The organism is Bacteriovorax sp. BSW11_IV (assembly GCF_000447755.1).
In the GTDB taxonomy this organism is placed as follows: domain Bacteria; phylum Bdellovibrionota; class Bacteriovoracia; order Bacteriovoracales; family Bacteriovoracaceae; genus BSW11-IV.
In genome coordinates this window covers 89,725-107,171 of record NZ_AUNE01000009.1, presented here as the reverse complement: position 1 = coordinate 107,171, position 17,447 = coordinate 89,725, and the positions used below count along the sequence as shown (strand labels likewise).

14 protein-coding genes, 1 tRNA gene and 1 riboswitch are annotated in these 17,447 nt (G+C 34.8%); of the genes, 6 read left to right on the top strand and 9 right to left on the bottom strand.

What is annotated here, in order from left to right:
• Nucleotides 1-4: 4 nt before the first annotated feature.
• The 4 genes from M899_RS02880 to M899_RS02865 all read right to left on the bottom strand — a co-directional run bounded on the left by M899_RS02880 (nt 5) and on the right by M899_RS02865 (nt 6,339).
• A complete protein-coding gene (locus tag M899_RS02880) occupies nt 5-310 on the bottom strand; it encodes a hypothetical protein (protein WP_021269871.1) in 306 nt (101 codons plus the stop codon).
• Nucleotides 311-427: 117 nt separating this feature from the next.
• On the bottom strand, nt 428-3,265 hold the full coding sequence (locus M899_RS02875; protein WP_021269890.1) for a hypothetical protein: 2,838 nt from the start codon (nt 3,263-3,265) through the stop codon (nt 428-430).
• A 23-nt stretch (nt 3,266-3,288) separates the two neighbouring features.
• A complete protein-coding gene (locus M899_RS02870; RefSeq protein WP_021269819.1) occupies nt 3,289-4,389 on the bottom strand; it encodes a hypothetical protein in 1,101 nt (366 codons plus the stop codon).
• Nucleotides 4,390-4,395: 6 nt separating this feature from the next.
• Entirely contained in the window at nt 4,396-6,339 is a 1,944-nt protein-coding gene (locus tag M899_RS02865; RefSeq protein WP_021269915.1) for an OmpA family protein, read from the bottom strand.
• A 413-nt stretch (nt 6,340-6,752) separates the two neighbouring features.
• Here M899_RS02865 and yihA point away from each other — a divergent pair, with 413 nt between their 5' ends.
• Complete coding sequence (yihA, locus tag M899_RS02860) at nt 6,753-7,445, top strand: ribosome biogenesis GTP-binding protein YihA/YsxC (protein ID WP_021269851.1); 693 nt, start codon at nt 6,753-6,755, stop codon at nt 7,443-7,445.
• Here the strand turns inward: yihA and M899_RS02855 are convergent.
• Nucleotides 7,442-7,810, bottom strand: coding sequence for a hypothetical protein (locus tag M899_RS02855; protein WP_021269881.1), 369 nt, complete (start codon nt 7,808-7,810; stop codon nt 7,442-7,444). The genes yihA and M899_RS02855 overlap by 4 nt on opposite strands.
• Nucleotides 7,811-7,952: 142 nt before the next feature.
• Between M899_RS02855 and M899_RS02850 the strand changes: the two genes are divergently transcribed.
• The 3 genes from M899_RS02850 (at nt 7,953) to M899_RS02840 (ending at nt 9,906) form a co-directional block, all read left to right on the top strand.
• Nucleotides 7,953-8,831 (top strand): lysophospholipid acyltransferase family protein, encoded by an 879-nt coding sequence (locus M899_RS02850; RefSeq protein ID WP_021269836.1) that lies wholly within the window; start codon nt 7,953-7,955, stop codon nt 8,829-8,831.
• Nucleotides 8,818-9,774 (top strand): NAD-dependent epimerase/dehydratase family protein, encoded by a 957-nt coding sequence (locus M899_RS02845; RefSeq protein ID WP_021269886.1) that lies wholly within the window; start codon nt 8,818-8,820, stop codon nt 9,772-9,774. The genes M899_RS02850 and M899_RS02845 overlap by 14 nt, the downstream gene beginning before the upstream one ends.
• A 46-nt stretch (nt 9,775-9,820) precedes the next feature.
• Nucleotides 9,821-9,906, top strand: a tRNA-Leu gene (locus M899_RS02840).
• Between the two features lie 25 nt (nt 9,907-9,931).
• Here M899_RS02840 and M899_RS02835 read toward each other — a convergent pair.
• Nucleotides 9,932-10,396, bottom strand: coding sequence for a hypothetical protein (locus M899_RS02835; RefSeq protein ID WP_021269833.1), 465 nt, complete (start codon nt 10,394-10,396; stop codon nt 9,932-9,934).
• A 269-nt stretch (nt 10,397-10,665) separates the two neighbouring features.
• Between M899_RS02835 and M899_RS17420 the strand changes: the two genes are divergently transcribed.
• Nucleotides 10,666-13,407: a hybrid sensor histidine kinase/response regulator gene (locus M899_RS17420; RefSeq protein ID WP_021269862.1), complete on the top strand. Its 2,742-nt coding sequence runs from the start codon at nt 10,666-10,668 to the stop codon at nt 13,405-13,407.
• Between the two features lie 47 nt (nt 13,408-13,454).
• Here M899_RS17420 and M899_RS02825 read toward each other — a convergent pair whose 3' ends face one another.
• The 3 genes from M899_RS02825 to gap form a co-directional block, all read right to left on the bottom strand.
• Nucleotides 13,455-13,769, bottom strand: a complete 315-nt coding sequence (locus tag M899_RS02825; RefSeq protein ID WP_021269830.1) for a hypothetical protein — start codon at nt 13,767-13,769, stop codon at nt 13,455-13,457.
• 65 nt (nt 13,770-13,834) lie between these two features.
• Entirely contained in the window at nt 13,835-14,155 is a 321-nt protein-coding gene (gene sugE / locus M899_RS02820) for a quaternary ammonium compound efflux SMR transporter SugE (RefSeq protein ID WP_021269852.1), read from the bottom strand.
• Nucleotides 14,156-14,176: 21 nt separating this feature from the next.
• A riboswitch (guanidine-III (ykkC-III) riboswitch) is annotated at nt 14,177-14,241 on the bottom strand.
• A gap of 29 nt (nt 14,242-14,270) precedes the next feature.
• Complete coding sequence (gap, locus tag M899_RS02815; protein ID WP_021269834.1) at nt 14,271-15,266, bottom strand: type I glyceraldehyde-3-phosphate dehydrogenase; 996 nt, start codon at nt 15,264-15,266, stop codon at nt 14,271-14,273.
• A 153-nt stretch (nt 15,267-15,419) separates the two neighbouring features.
• Between gap and M899_RS02810 the strand changes: the two genes are divergently transcribed.
• Nucleotides 15,420-17,423 (top strand): hypothetical protein, encoded by a 2,004-nt coding sequence (locus tag M899_RS02810; protein ID WP_021269847.1) that lies wholly within the window; start codon nt 15,420-15,422, stop codon nt 17,421-17,423.
• Nucleotides 17,424-17,447: the final 24 nt, after the last annotated feature.

The window sequence follows — 17,447 nt, the reverse complement described above, 5'->3', positions numbered from 1 at the left end:
TATGTCAAATCGCCTTTTCACTTTTTACTCTAAGCAAATATCGTCCAGCATCTTCCGAGGATTTTGTTGAATAATCATTTATAAGTTCTAGATCAAACTCATAAAGTTCATTGCCTATTTGTTTCAGAGAAATTGAACTATTCAAAAATTTTGTTTCTTCTTGAGAGGTCTTTATTTCAAATTTGGTACGATTAAGTCTAATTTCTTTCTTTCGACCAAAGGCCGGTGTAATAATCATCTTATCATAAAAACGTAAACCACCTTTGGCGATAGGTTCACTAGATTGAGATCGTTTCATAATTGTATTCATAAAAAAGGCCCTCCGTTTAGAGGGCCATTATTCAAAACTTATGCCTAAATTTCTTTAGTATTCTAAGGAGTTAATTCTCGTAATAAAGATCAAGATTAACTGAATGGTATAGAAGCTTTACTCAATCGAGCTCCCCTTTGATACAACAAAGTCTTCGTAAAATTTCATCTTAAAAGCATTAAATTTATCTGAGTTTTCCTGATTAACAAAACCTTGATTCGCCCAGTTTATAAATTCCTGCTCCCTTAATCTCATTTTTTCAACACCTCTTTCTAAAAAGCGCGGATCAAGCTCACTTCTCATCTTTGAAAGCTCTTTAATAAGTGTCCCCTCTGAAGATACAAAGTTAATGGCAAATTCTTCCGAAAGTTCCAACTCACTAAGCATAAATTCATGAACACTTAAAATCCACTCATTCTGAAAAGTATCACTCTCATACGTACTGTGAAATTTTGGAGTGAAGATAACATTATCAGTATATGTTACTTTATAACCTGGAGTTTGATCCGGTTTATAGATTCTCACTTCTTGTAAATCTTGCACCTTTTTATCTTGCACCACTTGGGCCTCTGCGCGTCGGTTTTCAAGAAAGGTCATAATCGTATTTTTGGTTGTTGTTCTAATTCCAGCTAAGTCAAAGAATGCGACAAGCCCTAGTAAAGCGACAGGAAGCACTCTTGATGAATATTTAACAAAAATTTTGCCAATACTTTTTTGTTGATTAGTGTCTACTTCCAACCCCGCACTTCGGGCCATTTTCTTTGGATCATTACTTAGTGAAGACTTAAGAACATCGTGGATACCGGCCTTGATCTCTTTTTTCTTTTCGATATCTATTTCTTTAAGTTCCCCTTGGAGTTCGTTGATAATATAATTATAAACACAGTTATGAACATGTTCGATTTTTTTCGACTTCAAATTTTCAAATTCTTTTTTCTCTCGTCCAATTTTGTTCTCGAACTCTTTTTCGAAATCCATTTTTTTAATATTAAGTTCTTCAATCTGATTTCGTTTTAACTGTTCAATTAAGTCTCTCTGTTCTTGTTGCCACTCATGTACTTCTTTTTCTTTTTGTCTTTTATATTCTTCTGCTTCTCTCATTAAGTTAGATCGTTCACTATAGAACGATTCTAATTCAGTCTTTTTCATTTCTCTTAGCTTATTCTTTTGAGAGATCAGATCTTCTGTAGCTTTATATAAAATTTCATTTCTCTTTTTAGCTATTCTTTTAAACTCATTCCTTTTCATTTTTTCAACATTCATTAAAGCGTGTTTTTGAGTTTTTTCAATCCTAGCTTTTTCATTATCAATACTTTTTGCTCTAGCAATTCTTGCTTTTTCTTTTCTATACGCAATATAGTTTTTTAATTTATACTTTTGCTCATTAAACTCATTTTCAAATGATTGCTCAATATCTCTAAGTCTCTTTTCATGAGCATGACGATCATTAATCGCTTCTTTTAAGATCTCATTTTTTTGAATTTCTGATTTTTGCAAAATTGCATTACCACGGGTCTTTGCACTATTTATTATTGTTTCTGCTTCTTTGCATTTCTTTCTATACTCTTCCTGCGCTCTTGCTAGTAACGCATTCGACTCTCCTCGTCTTTCATCAAAGATCCGATTTGCCTCTTCAATTTTTTGAGCGACTTCAGTCTGCGCCTCTAACTTAATCTCACCAGCGCGAACATACATTTCTTGAATTTTGGCCTCTTTCTCTAAGGCCAACTGTTGAGAGTTTATAATTATTCTCTGGGCCTCTTTGTTGGCCTTATCAACAATATCATTTTGCTTTCTTTCTAATTCTGAAATCTTTTCTATATGTTTTTTCTCTAAATAGTTTTTTTGTCCCTGGTAATCACTTTCAAGCGCACTTTTTCTTCTCTCAAATTCGCTATACCAATTCTTTTCATTCTCTTTTAGCGTTCTCTCAAGATTTTCCATTCGACTTTCGATCTCATAATCATGACGAAGTTTTTGCAACTCAAGCTCCATTGCAATTTTCTTTTCTTCTTCCGCCAATCTTTTTCTTTGCTTTTCCTCTTCAAATTCCAGATTTTTCAAAGTCTGACCCAGTGCAGTCTTTTTCGACAATAAATCATCTATTTCCGAATTTAACAAAAGAAGTTGTCCTTGAGATTTTTCAATTTGATCCTCAAGTTTTTGTACATTTCGTCTTTTCTCATTCTGAGTTTCTAGAATTAAGTTATTAGAATTTTCTAGTCCTTCTTGATTTTTCAACAACGTTTTTATTTCTGATTCGTAAACATTCGCCTTACCGATTAATCCATCTAGATATTTTTTACTCTCAGAAATTTTATATGTTAATTCTTTATATTCAGTATCCAATTTCTCAATTTTAAAATCAAAAGAGCTTTTCAACGTTTCAAAATCGTTCGTGAACATCTTCTTTTGGACGTCAAGATCCCTATTTAACGCCTGTGCCTCAGATATGGCCTGTTTCTTTTGCTCTTCAATTATATTCAGTTTATTTAAATTAATTTTATAATCTTCTTCAGATTTCTGGATTCTAAGATTAAGTTGTCCCAGCTTAGTTTCTTTATCATTTTTATCGAAAGAGATTCTCTCAAGCTCTTCCTTTAATAAATTCTTCTTTTCATTTATCTCCTGAAGCTGAGTCCTCTCATCATTTATCAGTCTCTTAATTTTCAAAAACTCTATATTTTGAGCATTACTCTTTTCGTTTAATATTTTTAATTCAGATCGTTTTTGCCCAATACTGCGACGAATCTTATCAAGATCAAGATGGAGGTCGCTTTTACGTCCCTCTTCCTTTTCCAAGCTTTTGCGAATTCTCTTCAATTCACCATAGCTCTCTTCTAAAGATGAACTTGTTCTGTAGTTATCAGATGGAATATGAGGCAAAAGCTCATGATCTAATTGGTCATTTTCATCCGAAACAAGCCTATATGGTTTTAACTTTTGCTGTCCCAAAGTTCATCCTTTGCAAAGCTTAATTAAGCAACTTTCTCATCACTTTCAACATGTTCTTCTTGTTCATTAACACTTTCACGAAGATCATGATTCTTATTCTCTTTTGTACTTTCGTATTCTTTTATAATTTTTTCTTTTTCTTCATCAGCAAGAACTGGTCTCTGCCCTTTTTTGTCTTTTAACCACCAACCTTGAATTGGCTTTTTAAGATGTACAAAACCTGTTTCTACTTGTAACTCTCTTGTAACTACATCTTCGGCCAAAACCTCGATTGGGTCTCTATTTTCATCAAAGTCTTCAATATTTTTAGGTAAAGTGTTATGAGAGCATCTTGTCCAAAGAATACTAAGATTGTTATCGAAACCTTCTACAGTGTTGATGAATAATTTCTCTGCATTTAAAAATGTATTCATAAAAGTCATTGAAACAGACAAGACAATACCAATGATTGAAGTCGACATTGAAAACGAAATTTTCAATAAGAATGTATCCATTACAACACGACTATTTTCAACATCAGCAAGATCCATCCCACCAAGCTCTGGAAGGGCCTTCATGATTCCTAGGAAAGTACCAAAGATACCTCCTACAATAAAAAGATTGGGTAAAATATTTAAAAACTCATTGAAAGCTGAAATTGGAATAATACCAAAAACTTTATTAAAACATGGGTTGTTCTGAAATACAGTTTTACTTATTTCAAGAAAACGAGGTTTTTCACGGTCGTATTTGATATAACGAATTTGCTTAAGAGTATCGTTAACAATTTTCGCGGCACCCTGCTGAATTAAAAAGAGTCTATCTGCCCATGTCATGATGGCATCTGGATTACGTCTTTTCATAATAGAGCGGATTTCAAAGGCCTCATAAAATGTAATTTCTAACAGCCTTTTTGTAACAACATAGAACGATAGCTCTTTGTCATCATCTGCACTATTGATAAAGCGTAACACCCTTTTTTGAAATTCCTCTGCAAACCAATATTCTCTTCTGAGAGTCCACCAAATAAGACATCTCATGGTCACCCCAAAGAGAAATGTTAAGGCCATGAAAGGCAGTAATAAATCGGTAGAAAATGCTACCAGCCCATCAATCATCTGTTGAATCAATTCTTGTAGTCCCATGGTATATTAGTCCTTTAAGTTAAATCTAACGATAACTTTTTGAGATTTATCACAATCATATTTTGAGCAATATTCTTTACGAGAAATACCAGAAGCAATTCCTCGTCCTTGGACACCATCAGCAAGATAACTTCGACCTGTAACTTTAATTAAAGGTTGAATCTTTTTCTGATAGGTATAATTCATTTTTTCTGTATCAGTCATATATGTGAAGATTGCCTTTGCTCTTTTAAATGACAAATCCAAATTATAATTCAGGGCCGCTCTATCCTCAGCCTTTAAACTTTGAGGATCAATGTACTTCCCTTTATAAGTTGGAGATGAAAAACCCACGATTTCTACAGACTGAACCTGTTTTGCAATTTCATCATTTTCAAGAAGAGACTTGGCATATTCAGGAATGAACTTCTGTAGTGTCTTTTGCATATTTGCTTTTAAATCGGCACGTCCAGAATCAAAGTATTCATCCCCAAATGAAAGAGTAACGTCACCTGATTTTGGATCTACGTTTGCTTTCACACCTTGTTTTTTCAAGTTGGCAGCAATTTTATTGGCAAGATCTTTTTTAGCATTCGCAATTTTTTTAACTCGTTCCAAATCGCCTGATAAGTTTTCCTTATCAGACTTCAGCTGCGAAATAGAAGCAAGATAGTTCGCATGATCTTTTTTTGCATCAGCAAGCTTATCAGCATATTCTTTAGCTTTCTCGCTCATTTCTTTTAAGTCACCTTTAACTTTTGAAACTTTCCCTTGCAGTTCACCAAGAGCACTTTGAAGATTTTCTCTTTCTTTTGCTGCTTGTTCTTTGAATTCTGCAAGCTTCTGGGCCTTCTCTTTAGCGCTTGCTTTTTCTTGATTCAACTTAGATTCAAGCGCTTCCCTCTGTGATGCCACTTTACTATTAAAGTCGCTCTCAAGATCTTTCATCTGTTTTTGATAGCTGATTTCAGCTTGCTTTAATTCATTTTCAAGTTGTTCTTTTCTATTTTCTTGTTCTTCGATTTTACGACTCGCACTTGAAAGCTCAACATTGGCAGCTTCTAGTTTCTCGTTCAAATTAGTCAAACGACTTGCAACTTGATCTTTTTCTTCTTTAAGTTTTTTAACTTCATTACGACTTGCTAATCTGAGTTTTAAAACGGCCTGTCTCATTTCAGCTTCCGTTTTATTTTGTTTCTTATACTGTTCTTGAAGTTCTACGATTTTGCCATCAAGTTTACTATTTAAGTCATCTATCCTTTGTGCATTTTTAGCGAGGACTTCTTTTTTCTGATCAACTTCAGATTCTAAATTTTTAATCGCAACTTTTCTTTCTGCGATTTCTTTCTCTTTTTCTTCAATTTCTTCATTTTGCTTACTTATTAACTGCTCTTTCTGGCCGATAACGTTGGCCTTTTCCTCAATATCTTGAGCTTGTTCTTGAATTGTTTCATCAAGGCCTTTAATCGTTTGAACCTGCTCAGTAATAATTTCTTTTTTCTCAACAATAACTTTGTCTCTTCTTTCAATTCTTTTCTTAGCGAGTAAATTTGTATTAATGATATTACGAACCATTTGTTGGTACTGATTAAGTGCTTCGACTTTATCAGCATTGGCCTTCGCTTGATTTTCTAGATCTTTTCTTTCCTTATCTGTCTCATCTTGTAAGAGATCAAGTTTTGACATTAGTTCTTGATACATCTTCACTTCTTCTTCACTAGAGTCTTTTTCGAGGGCCTCATTCTTTAAAGCATTGTATGCACGCAACTGTCTTTGAAGATCTTCTTTCTGACTTGCTATCTGTTGCAGTTGCACGGCCTGTGTAATATTGCTCGTTCCATTTCTTACACTTGCAACGACATATAGAAGTAAGAATACAACTGACAAAACCATAAAAAGGTCGGAGTTTGAAGTCCAGTGATCTGACGAGTCAGATGCCTTTCTTTTTGCCTTATCGTAGTCAAATGCCATGATTGCCTGTTCCTGTTTCTGGAGTTCCCTTATTGGGTCTTTGTAATTTCACGCTTCGGGTTTCGCACCAGATATATTAAGCCGTAAAAATAAACTCACTTACAGTGATATCAGCTACTTTTTGAATGCTAATTTTTGATCTCTAATAATTTTGTCTATATAGGAGTAATTTTTTTTTGAAAAAAATGAAAAAAACAACATTTTTTAGCGCGTTGAATTTTCTCAATTTTTGCCACTATTTTTGTGCACTAAAAATTCTATGATGCGATATGAACTAGTTAGAATTAAATAATGCTTCTTTCTTTATTTTCAATGTTTTTTCCTTTGAACTATTAATAAATCAAGATTCCTTGACCTTTAGCAGCATTTATGGGAAAAGGATTTTCACATTTGAATTTAGTGAAGGAAAAAAGATGGCCTTAGAAGTATTAAAAGGGAACACTCAATTTCGTTATGGAATTAGTAACCCAGAACAACTTGAACAGTGGTTACAAGAAAACCCCAATGCAATTGGAGTGAGTTTTGTTGGACGCTCAAATGTTGGAAAATCTTCTACGATAAATTCACTTTTTGGCAAAGCGGCCGCACGTGTTTCAAAGACACCAGGAAGAACGCGCGAAGTTAATATTTTTACTTTTGAAATTGGCGAAAAAGGTAAAAGTGAAGATGATCTTCCCCCACTTTTTTTCTACGATTTACCAGGGTATGGGCACGCTAAAGTTTCAAAAGATATGTCAGATAATTGGGATCAGTTGATGGGACATTTTTTCCAATTGGCCTCACGTCATACATTAATGGTTAATATCCAAGATGCGAGACATCCAAATCAAAAATCAGATCAAGAATTTCATGATTATTTAAAGGGACAGAAGTTTGAAACTTTTGTTGTTTTTAACAAGCTAGATAAATTGAAGAAACAATCCGAAAGGGCCGCTCTCAATAAGCTTAAGCCACTTCTTTTCAAAGAGTTTAAATGGGTAAGACAAATTCATTTCATTTCGGCAGAGTCTGGACAGGGAATGGATCAATTACTAGGTTCTATTATTACTTTTGTTTTAGATAGAGCTGCTTTACAAAAGAAGATTGAAGAGGAAAAAGGAAACTAATCCTTTTTCTCTTCTTTAATTACTTCTTTCATTACATCTTTTATTTCTTCTTTTTTTGAAACGTCTTCAATACCAGAGTAAAACTTAATTTTATTCACTTCTTTTTCAATCAGTTTCAAGCTTTCTTCGCAATCCTTAATTTTACAAACCAGCTCTCTCACTTTTGGGTCTTCCCACTTTAGGGTTCCATTTTCCAAGGCCTGGAATGCCATACTGCCAAGCTCTTCTAGTGAGTCATGTAGACATGAATTAGTTTTAGAAGCAGACAACATGCGCTTGCCAATCTCTGTCGTTTTTCTAATCTCTTCTTGGCAAGAGCCAAGGATTTCATTAAAACGATTCTTCCACTGAGGTTGTTTTTGCATAGCGATCTCCTAGAGTTTTGATCAATCACTCTTATTACTACTGGGAAAAGTATATAGCACATATCAATTCTTGTGAAGAATTGACGATCTGGTAAAATAGGCGCAAATAAACACATTTCATTGTTAACCAATATGGTCAGTTATGATTGAACAAGTATCTAAAATATTTAGTAAATTAAAAATGGAATCTGAGGACAATGAGAAAGTAGATCAGTCCGTAGAGGAATTGTTAAAAAAATATCCAAACGGCGAAGATCCTTGGGGACTCAATTTAGAGAAGGCCAGACGTAATCTCGAATACATCTACCCTATTTATAAGAACTACTTCAAAGTCCGTCTCTTTGGTAAAGAAAACGTCAATGATAGGCCCTATATTGTCGTCTCCAATCACACCGGCCAAATTGCTATTGATGGCATGCTTATTTCGACGGCGTTTGCGACTGAAATTAGACCTGCTCGCGTTTTAAGATCCATGGTAGAGCGCTTCTTTACTGGTCTGCCATTTATTGGATTATGGGCCCAGCAAGGGGGAGCAGTTCTCGGAGATAGACACAACTGCATGCAACTTTTGCAAAAGGGCGAATCAATTCTCGTATTCCCTGAAGGTGTGCGTGGAGTTTCAAAAAGTACCAAAGACTTTTATAAGCTTCAGAAATTTACTCGTGGCTTTTTTAGAATGGCCTTGTCATCAGGCACAACTATTTTACCTGTTGCCGTAGTTGGCGCGGAAGAAGTTTTTCCTTACGTTGTCCAGGCCAGTGGCCTTGCGAAAAAATTAGGATTGCCTGCTCTTCCTCTAAGCGCAAACTACTTCCCTCTGCCATCTCCCATCGACATTCATATTGGCGAAGAATTTCCTCTTCCAAAAATTTCACCTGATGCAACGGACAGGGAAATAGATGAGCATATTTATGAAATCGAAAGAAGAATTAAAGAATTGATCGATAGAGGTCTTGAAAACAGAAGACCCTTTTTTGCAAACCAAGTAACAGAAAGTAGAAAAAAAAATGAGCGAATCTAAAAACATTCTCATTATTGGTGCGGCCGGTGGCCTTGCAAGAATAACAGCAGGTCTTATATGCAAAGACTTTCCTCATCATAATATTCTTGGTGTTGATACACGCGATGATCATGCTCCTATGATTAGACCCAATTTCAAATTCAAAAGAATAAAATATACTAGAGGACAATTTGAATCACTGTTTCGTGAACATCAATTCGATATCGTCTACCACCTAGGAAGACTTGGTCACTCTAAGGGTTCAACCCATGCTGATGTTGCTCAAAGACTTGATATCAACATTATGGGGACGAATCGCATTCTCGATTTATGCCTAAGAAATAATACAAAGAAAGTTATCATTCTGAGTACCCACCATGTTTACGGGGCCCTTCATGACAATCCTGTTTTTATTAATGAAGATTCACCCTTGAAAGCAAGTATCAAATATCCTGAGCTTCGCGATGTAACAGAGATGGATCAGTTGTGTACAAATTGGATGTGGAAACATCAACAAAATATTGAAACTGTTGTACTGAGACCATGCAATATTATTGGGCCTCAAATTAATAATTCCATCACACAATATTTGAAAACACCCTACGCCCCCGTGGGCCTTGATTTTAACCCAATGTTTCAATTCATCCATGAATTCGATATGGCAAAGGTACTAGTTGAGTGCCTCTCAAGCGTTCCTACGGGAATCTATAATGTTGCGCCTGATGAGACCATTTCAATCCGTCAGGCCAAGGAAGTTATTGGTCTGCCAATCCTAAATGTTCCCATTGTAGGGCTTGAGCCCATGGCCAAAATCGTCAAAAAGCTTTGGACTTTTCCAGATTATTTATTGGATTACATTAAGTACTCATGCATTATCGATAATTCAGAGATCAAGAAACACCTGCTAGATAATACCTTTCGCTTCTCAACACGTGAGTCCTTAGAATTATTAAAACTTCAGTAATTGACAGGTGGCGGCCAGTTAATTAAGATCAATCTATTCTATAAGTGGCCTGGTGGTGGAATGGTAGACGCAGCGGATTCAAAATCCGCCGCCCTCACGGGTGTGCGAGTTCGAGTCTCGCCCGGGCCACCACTTTTTAATTCATAGCAATTTTCCTCTATTCACCCATACTATAAAGCTTTTGAACTTTCTGCCTTAGTGCTTGCGGATAGTCTGACGGATTTTTAATGATATCATCTCTTAAGGTCACTAATCCTTCTTTGATAATATTTGAAAAACCATGCTCATCGAAAAATTCCAGATTGTATAATAGATTATCAATGAGATCATTGGATCCGCTTCTTATGTGCCATTTTGATCCATAACTTTCATTCTTGAGATCAACTCTCGCCTTAGAAGCGGCCATGATTAACTTTGAAATTTCAGTTTTATTTTCATTCAATATTTCTTTAGTTAGCTCACCTTCGATATAGGCATTATTAATCAAAGATAAGAAGAGATTATTTATTGGGATCTGAATCGTCACCGTGTTTGAAGACTTAGATTGTTCAATATAATTTTTGATCCTTAGTATATTAGTACCAATATAATCTTTACAAAATTTCTTAAGTGAATTTGCCATAAGAACTTATCGACAAAAAAATTCGATATAAAGAATTTTCACTAGTAATTTATCCAATGCTTTCACTCTACTACTTCTCTAAAACCCACAACTATTTGCCACTTTTTCCATTTATAAGAAAACTTAAATTAGCATAAATCAGGACCTTTTTTTCCTTCTCTAAAAGAGACTTAATCACCTGTTTTTATTAAATTAACACCTTCTGTAAAATTATAAATTTATTAATATATCTAGGTCCTTAGACCTCTTATAATTTTAAAATAAATTAAATGACAATTTTCACAGGTGATATTTTGAAAAGCATTTCAACCAAGTTAGTATTGACCATTTTAGCGACCCTTATTGCAAGTTTGTTATGCATAACTGTCTTTCATACAGTTAAAACAAGAGAACTTCTGATCCATAATAAATTTGAAGAAAAACAGGCCCAAACCGAACTCATTATGGGCACAATGAATGCGAAAATTTCAGATTTAAAAAGTGATGCTATCTTCCTTTCTGAAACACCGCCCATAAAAGGTATCCTAAGGGCCAAATCAAATAAAGGAAGCGATAAGATTGATAGCTCTTCACTTCTTCAATGGGAAGAGAGATTAACAACTATTTTTACGGAACTTTTAAGAGCTAAGCCCCACTACTCACAAATTCGCTATATTGGAACGGCCAACAACGGTAAAGAAATCCTTCGCGTTGAAAGAAGAGGTAATCATATATTCAGATCTGCTGAAGAAGATCTTCAAGAAAAGGGTGGTCGTAAATATTTCCAAGAGGCCATTCAAATTACTCCTAACAACGTTTATCTTTCAGAAATAAATTTAAATCAAGATTACGGAAAAATAACAATTCCTTACGAACTTACTCTCAGGGCAGCCGTACCAATTTATTCGTCACCCAATCATATTTTTGGAATAGTAATCATAAATATGAATTACAATAAGACGATTCTCGATCTTGGCGCACTTAATGAAAGAAATACGGAATATGTTTTCTTAAATAATAAAAATGAGATCCTGCTCCATTCAAACTTTGAAATCAACCGTTTTATTGATAATGATAAACTAAAACACCTCGATACATTCTATCCAATTTCAACCTTATTAGAAAAAAGTTCACATGATAATATTATCGAATTTGAGAACAAACTTATCACGACTTCTGAACTTCATTATAACAAATTAAACTATAACGATGTTCTTAAACTTGTCGTTCTAGTAGATAAATCAAGTATCATTTCACAAGTTAACAGTAATCTTTTGGGTGACACTGCTATTATTTTTCTTATAAGTATCCTAATGATCTTTATTTCATATCTTTATATACGAAATATTGTCGCGCCAATTAAACAACTTCGTAAGCTCACTCAACACTTTATTAACAACAAAGAAATTCCAGAAGAAATGTATAAAGTGAATTCTAAAGATGAAATTGGTGAACTCACTCATATTTTGATATCAATGTCTCGAGATATTCTTGAAATGAATAACTTGTTAAAAGTTCAGCAATATGCTCTCGACGCATCTGCAATCGTTGCTGAAACAGATTTAAAAGGAAAAATCACTTACGTTAATGATAACTTCTGTAAGATTTCTGGTTATTCGCGTGGTGAGCTTTTAGGAAAAGATCATAGAGTGCTCAATTCAAGTCTTCACCCTAAGAAATTCTTTAAGAATATGTGGGATACTATCCAATCTGGAAACGTTTGGCATGGTGAAATAAGAAATAAGAAAAAAAATGGAGACTATTATTGGGTTGATTCTACCCTTGTACCTTTTGTTGATAATTCAGGCATGATTAAAAAATATGTAGCAATTCGATTCGACATTACTGGAAAAAAAGAACAAGAACTTTATTTAAAAGAGGCGGCCCAAGCTAAAGCGAATTTCCTTGCGACAATGAGCCATGAGATTCGAACTCCATTAAATGGGGTCATTGGTATGGCGACACTCCTAAAAGAAGAAAACCTCAGCGAAGACGGTAAAAAGTATGTCTCGACTATGCTAAATAGTGGTCAAGATCTTCTTAATCTTATCAATGATATTCTTGATTTCTCTAAAATTGAGGCAGGAAAAATAAATCTCGAATCAATCAATTTTAATTTCGACGAAACAATCTCTCATGTTGTTTCACTTTTTTATCCCAAAGCAAAAGAGAAAGGACTTAAATTAATTATAAAAAGAGATAATAATGCCCCCGAATGGTTAACAGGTGACCCTTCAAGACTTAAACAAGTTGTTTCAAATCTTATAAGCAACTCTTTAAAGTTCACAGAGAAAGGGCAAATTGAAGTAAGTTATTCGTTGAAAAGCTTTGACCGTGGTGAATATACTTTTCAAGTAACAATCTCTGACACAGGCATTGGAATGGATAAAAAGGCCCTACAAAGAGTCTTTAATCAATTTGAACAAGCTGATAATTCTACTTCCAGAACTTACGGTGGAAGTGGCCTTGGCCTTGCTATCTCAAGGAGTATTTGTACGGCAATGGGTGGGAATATTTGGGTAGAAAGTAATCCGGGCAAAGGCTCTACTTTCTTTTTCACGATGAGATTTAAAAAAGGTAATAGTATTAATTTTGAAGGACACAATTTACCTAAAGATAACTCCATAAAAATAGCTGAATCAAATCCATTATCGCTCTTAGTTGCTGATGATAACTCTACAAATAGACTCATTATTAAAAAATTTCTCGAACAATTTGGCTACGAAGCTGATATCGTAAACGATGGTAAAGAAGTCTTAAAAGCAATCGCTCTTAAAAGCTATGATGCCATCTTACTAGATATTCATATGCCTGAACTCGATGGATATGAGGTAACAAAAACTATCAGATCAATTACTAAAGATAGCGAGAGGCCATGGATTGTTGCACTTACGGCAAGTGCGAGCGCTGAAGATAAGAAAAAATGTTTTAAGGTTGGTATGAATGACTTTGTCTCAAAACCTGTAACAAAGGAATCATTATTATCAGCAATACTAAGAATTAAAAAAGATCTTTTACTTCCAAAGCAATAAAACGAGGTCATCAGCAAGCAATGCTGATGACCCATTTTTTAAAAAACTTATTTAATGTAAACTAAAAAACAATTTCTCACATAATCCACTGAACCAACTGCATATTTTGTAACAGAAAGTTTTTCACCATCATTTAACATAGTGCTTTTTTTAGCGTAGAAAGATCCTGATCCGCCTCTTCTAGTATCACCCTCAAAACGAAATCCTGTTGTTTCAATAGCGCGACCTAAAGAATTTGTTACACTGCAAGTCCATTTACCTTTATTCCAACTAACATCACCTTCTAGGCTTCTTGTAGCTCTTGGCCATGCAAATACAGATGTCGCAGTAATTAATGCTGTAAGTACGATTAACTTTTTCATGTGGTCTCCTCATTTTTCTTTATTATATATTTCGAAAAAGAAGTTTAAACTCTCACCGCATTAGATTAGGCCGAAAGTTTAAGACCAATAATCGATACGACTAGTAAAATTGAAAAGATTATTTTTGCGGTATTTACTGGCTCACCTAGTAAAATTATTCCAAAGATAGTCGCTCCAAGGGCCCCAATCCCCACCCAAACGGCGTATGCAGTACTTACAGGTAAAACTTGAACAGCTTTTGAAAGAAGAAACATACTTAAAACAATCGCAGTGACTGTTAATAAACTTGGAACAATTTTAGTAAAACTTTCTGTGTACTTAAGGCCGATGGCCCAGCAGACCTCTAAGAATCCTGCAACAACAAGAATAAACCATGCATTTGACATAACAACTCCTTTAAAAAATTAAAGGCGTCGTCTTGTCTTAACCGGGTACGGCGCATCTCGTCCGAGTAATGAGAAATCACTACTCGGACAATTTATCAGAATAAAAAAAATAAATCTACTTAGAAATATAAGAGACGAGATCTAGGACTTTGTTTGAATAACCAATTTCATTATCATACCAAGCAACAACTTTTACAAAAGTATCACTCAATGCAATTCCTGCTTTTGCATCGAATACGCTTGTACACGTTTCTCCTAGAAAATCAGTTGATACGACTTCGTCTTCTGTATATCCAAGAATACCACGAAGGGCACCTTCTGAAGCCTCTTTCATGGCCTTACAAATTTCATCATACGAAGCTGGTTTCTTTAAATTAACTGTTAAATCAACAACTGAGACATCTGGTGTTGGTACACGAAATGACATACCTGTTAATTTTCCATTTAATTCTGGAATGACAACACCAACGGCCTTCGCAGCTCCAGTTGAAGAAGGAATAATATTTTGTGCCGCTCCTCTTCCACCTCGCCAATCTTTATGAGATGGTCCATCAACTGTTTTTTGAGTTGCTGTTGTGGCATGAACAGTAGTCATTAGCCCCTCTGAAATGCCCCACTTATCATTTAAAACTTTAGCAATTGGCGCCAAACAATTTGTTGTACATGAAGCATTCGATACAATTTCTTCACCCTTATATGATTCATGATTTACACCCATAACAAACATCGGTGTTTTATCTTTTGAAGGTGCAGACATGACAACTTTTTTTGCTCCGGCCTGGATATGCTTTCTAGCTGTATCGTCAGTTAAGAATAAACCTGTCGATTCTACAACGACATCAACGCCTATTTCATTCCACCTCAATTCCTCAGGATTCTTTACATTTGTAACTCTTATTTTTTTATTATTTACAATAAGAGCACCATCGCGAACTTCGACAGTTCCCTTAAATCGTCCATGTGTTGAATCAAATTTCAACATATAGGCCATGTAATCAGCGTCTAATAAATCATTTATGGCCACAATCTCAATATCATTTCGCTCACAAGCTGCTCTAAATACAAAACGTCCAATTCGCCCAAAACCATTGATTCCAACTTTAATGGTCATAACCCCTCCAGGTAGCTTTAACCTTCCTATTATACCAGAATCAATATGAAGTGCTATCTCAGAATTAAATAGCTGCTATATGCTTTTTTACATGACCGATCAATTCGCTCAACCATGTTATAGTTTGAAGCATGATTAACCGATAAAGACCCTATGAAAACGATTATTATTTTATTCTCAATTCTCCTAAATTTTATTGTCCAAGCAAGGCCACTTGATCTGAATGATTGTCACGATGAAAGTTTGCTTTATTTAGAGCAAGTTCTTACTTCACCTCGAGGAAAAGAACTTCTTTCTGAACAATTCCATATCACTATGTTAAAAATGGCCTCCCTATCGAATAGTGATAACTTGAAAACTATCGAAGAGTATTCAAAAGAGTGGTTCAATTCATTAAGTGAAAATGATCGAAAGGATCTGGACTCTTTAAAAAACAATTATCAAAATCAGGCCTATTTACTTGATTTGAAAAAAATTGACGATTTCTACCGCAAGGCCAATTACTACAAAAAGGATCTTCGCTTTTCCAATAAAGATGCTTCGGCCTTTGCCCTATCGCATATGCTTATTGCAAAAGATTCACCATTTAATGAAAATGATATTTCAATTCTGTGGTTTGCCGCCCAAATTAACAATGCTTCAGAAGAGCTGTATGGAAAATACTCTGCTCTTTACAACAAGACTTCTATTTCTAGTATTCTTACAAACTACTCAGGATTTGCGAATAATAAACGTCCCTTAACTCGAAGTGAGCTAGATAATCTAAAAAAGAATCATGTTAAAAACTATGCAAGCACATTGAATGAAATTGAAGGATCATTAAAATCACACTTACAATCTATTGGATGCCTGGATGAAAAAGGATTATTTGCTGGTGCATGTAAATTTGATGAAAACTATTTTCAAAATCTCATTAATGTCGGTCTAGATCAGTTAAGTTCAAAAATTAGTTTAGATGAATTAAATACCATTTCATTAAAAAATGATTTAGTGGCCCGCTATAAAGGCAAGGCCATCTTTGAATTTCTCCCTATCTCTGAATCTAATGTTGAACAAGCAAAAGTAATTGAGACAAAACCCTGGAAAATCTATGGAGAATCAAAAGATGAAATTCAAAAAATACTTTCAATTCAAGAAACGATCAATGATATTCCTGAACTCAAGCAAAGAGTGCAATCGTTCGCACACCATGCCAATTTAGACAACTATGTCATCGTTGATCCACAATTAGGAAAAATTCAATACTTTAATCGTGAGGGTCAACTCATTAGAGAAGAAAGAACTGAAATTGAAACCGATGATCGCTATCTCACTAGCGGCGCTGGTGTATATCGTTTAAATAAAATCGGTCAAAACGGTGAGCTTTTTATTCAAGATCAAAATAATAACAAGATCCGCCCGCTAGGTCGTGGCCTAAGACTTAATCTCGCCCCTAACACACCAGTGGTTGTTCTGCCAAAAGAACAAACGAGCACACTGATTGTTAAAGATGGAGAACTTCTTTTTAAGAAAAATATTACACCAGAAAACTACTATGCCTATAACTATACTCATACGAGTGGAAGAGAGTACAAGAAAATTAAAATAACTCTTACAGATACACAATTACAAGAAAGTGAGCTACTTACAGGCTTCTTAAAGGCCCTACAAGATGAAAAAGAAAAACTAATGACTCTCTATAATTTAACAAATGACGAATACAACCTATTGGCAAAGTTTTCTTTTGGAGTCATGAAGCCAGAAAGCCAAATGGGAACACATTGGCGCTATACTCTTAAAGAAACTCTTCCCGTGCTCGTAAGTCTGAAAAAATGGATTGATGGTAATGAAAGTTCAAATAGTCGTGGACCAACTCAACTGAAGAGAATTCCTGAATTAATAGAAAAGGAATATAATATTGATAAATCAGACTTGGGAAAACCAAGACCTGCTGCAATAGCAACTCTAGGCTTTTGTGCAGAACTCCTAGGTGAACTTAAACGAATTAAAAAGAATCATCAGAGTATTGATGAAGATAATATGATGGATTACCTCTACTATCTTTTTAGAGGGAAAAGAAAAGAGATAACTAAAGGCACAGCAACACCTGAACTGAATGCGAATATTAGAGACATAAAAGAGATGGCCTCTAAAGTAAAAATCTTTCAAGAGAAATAAAATCAACGTATAATGGTCTCTATC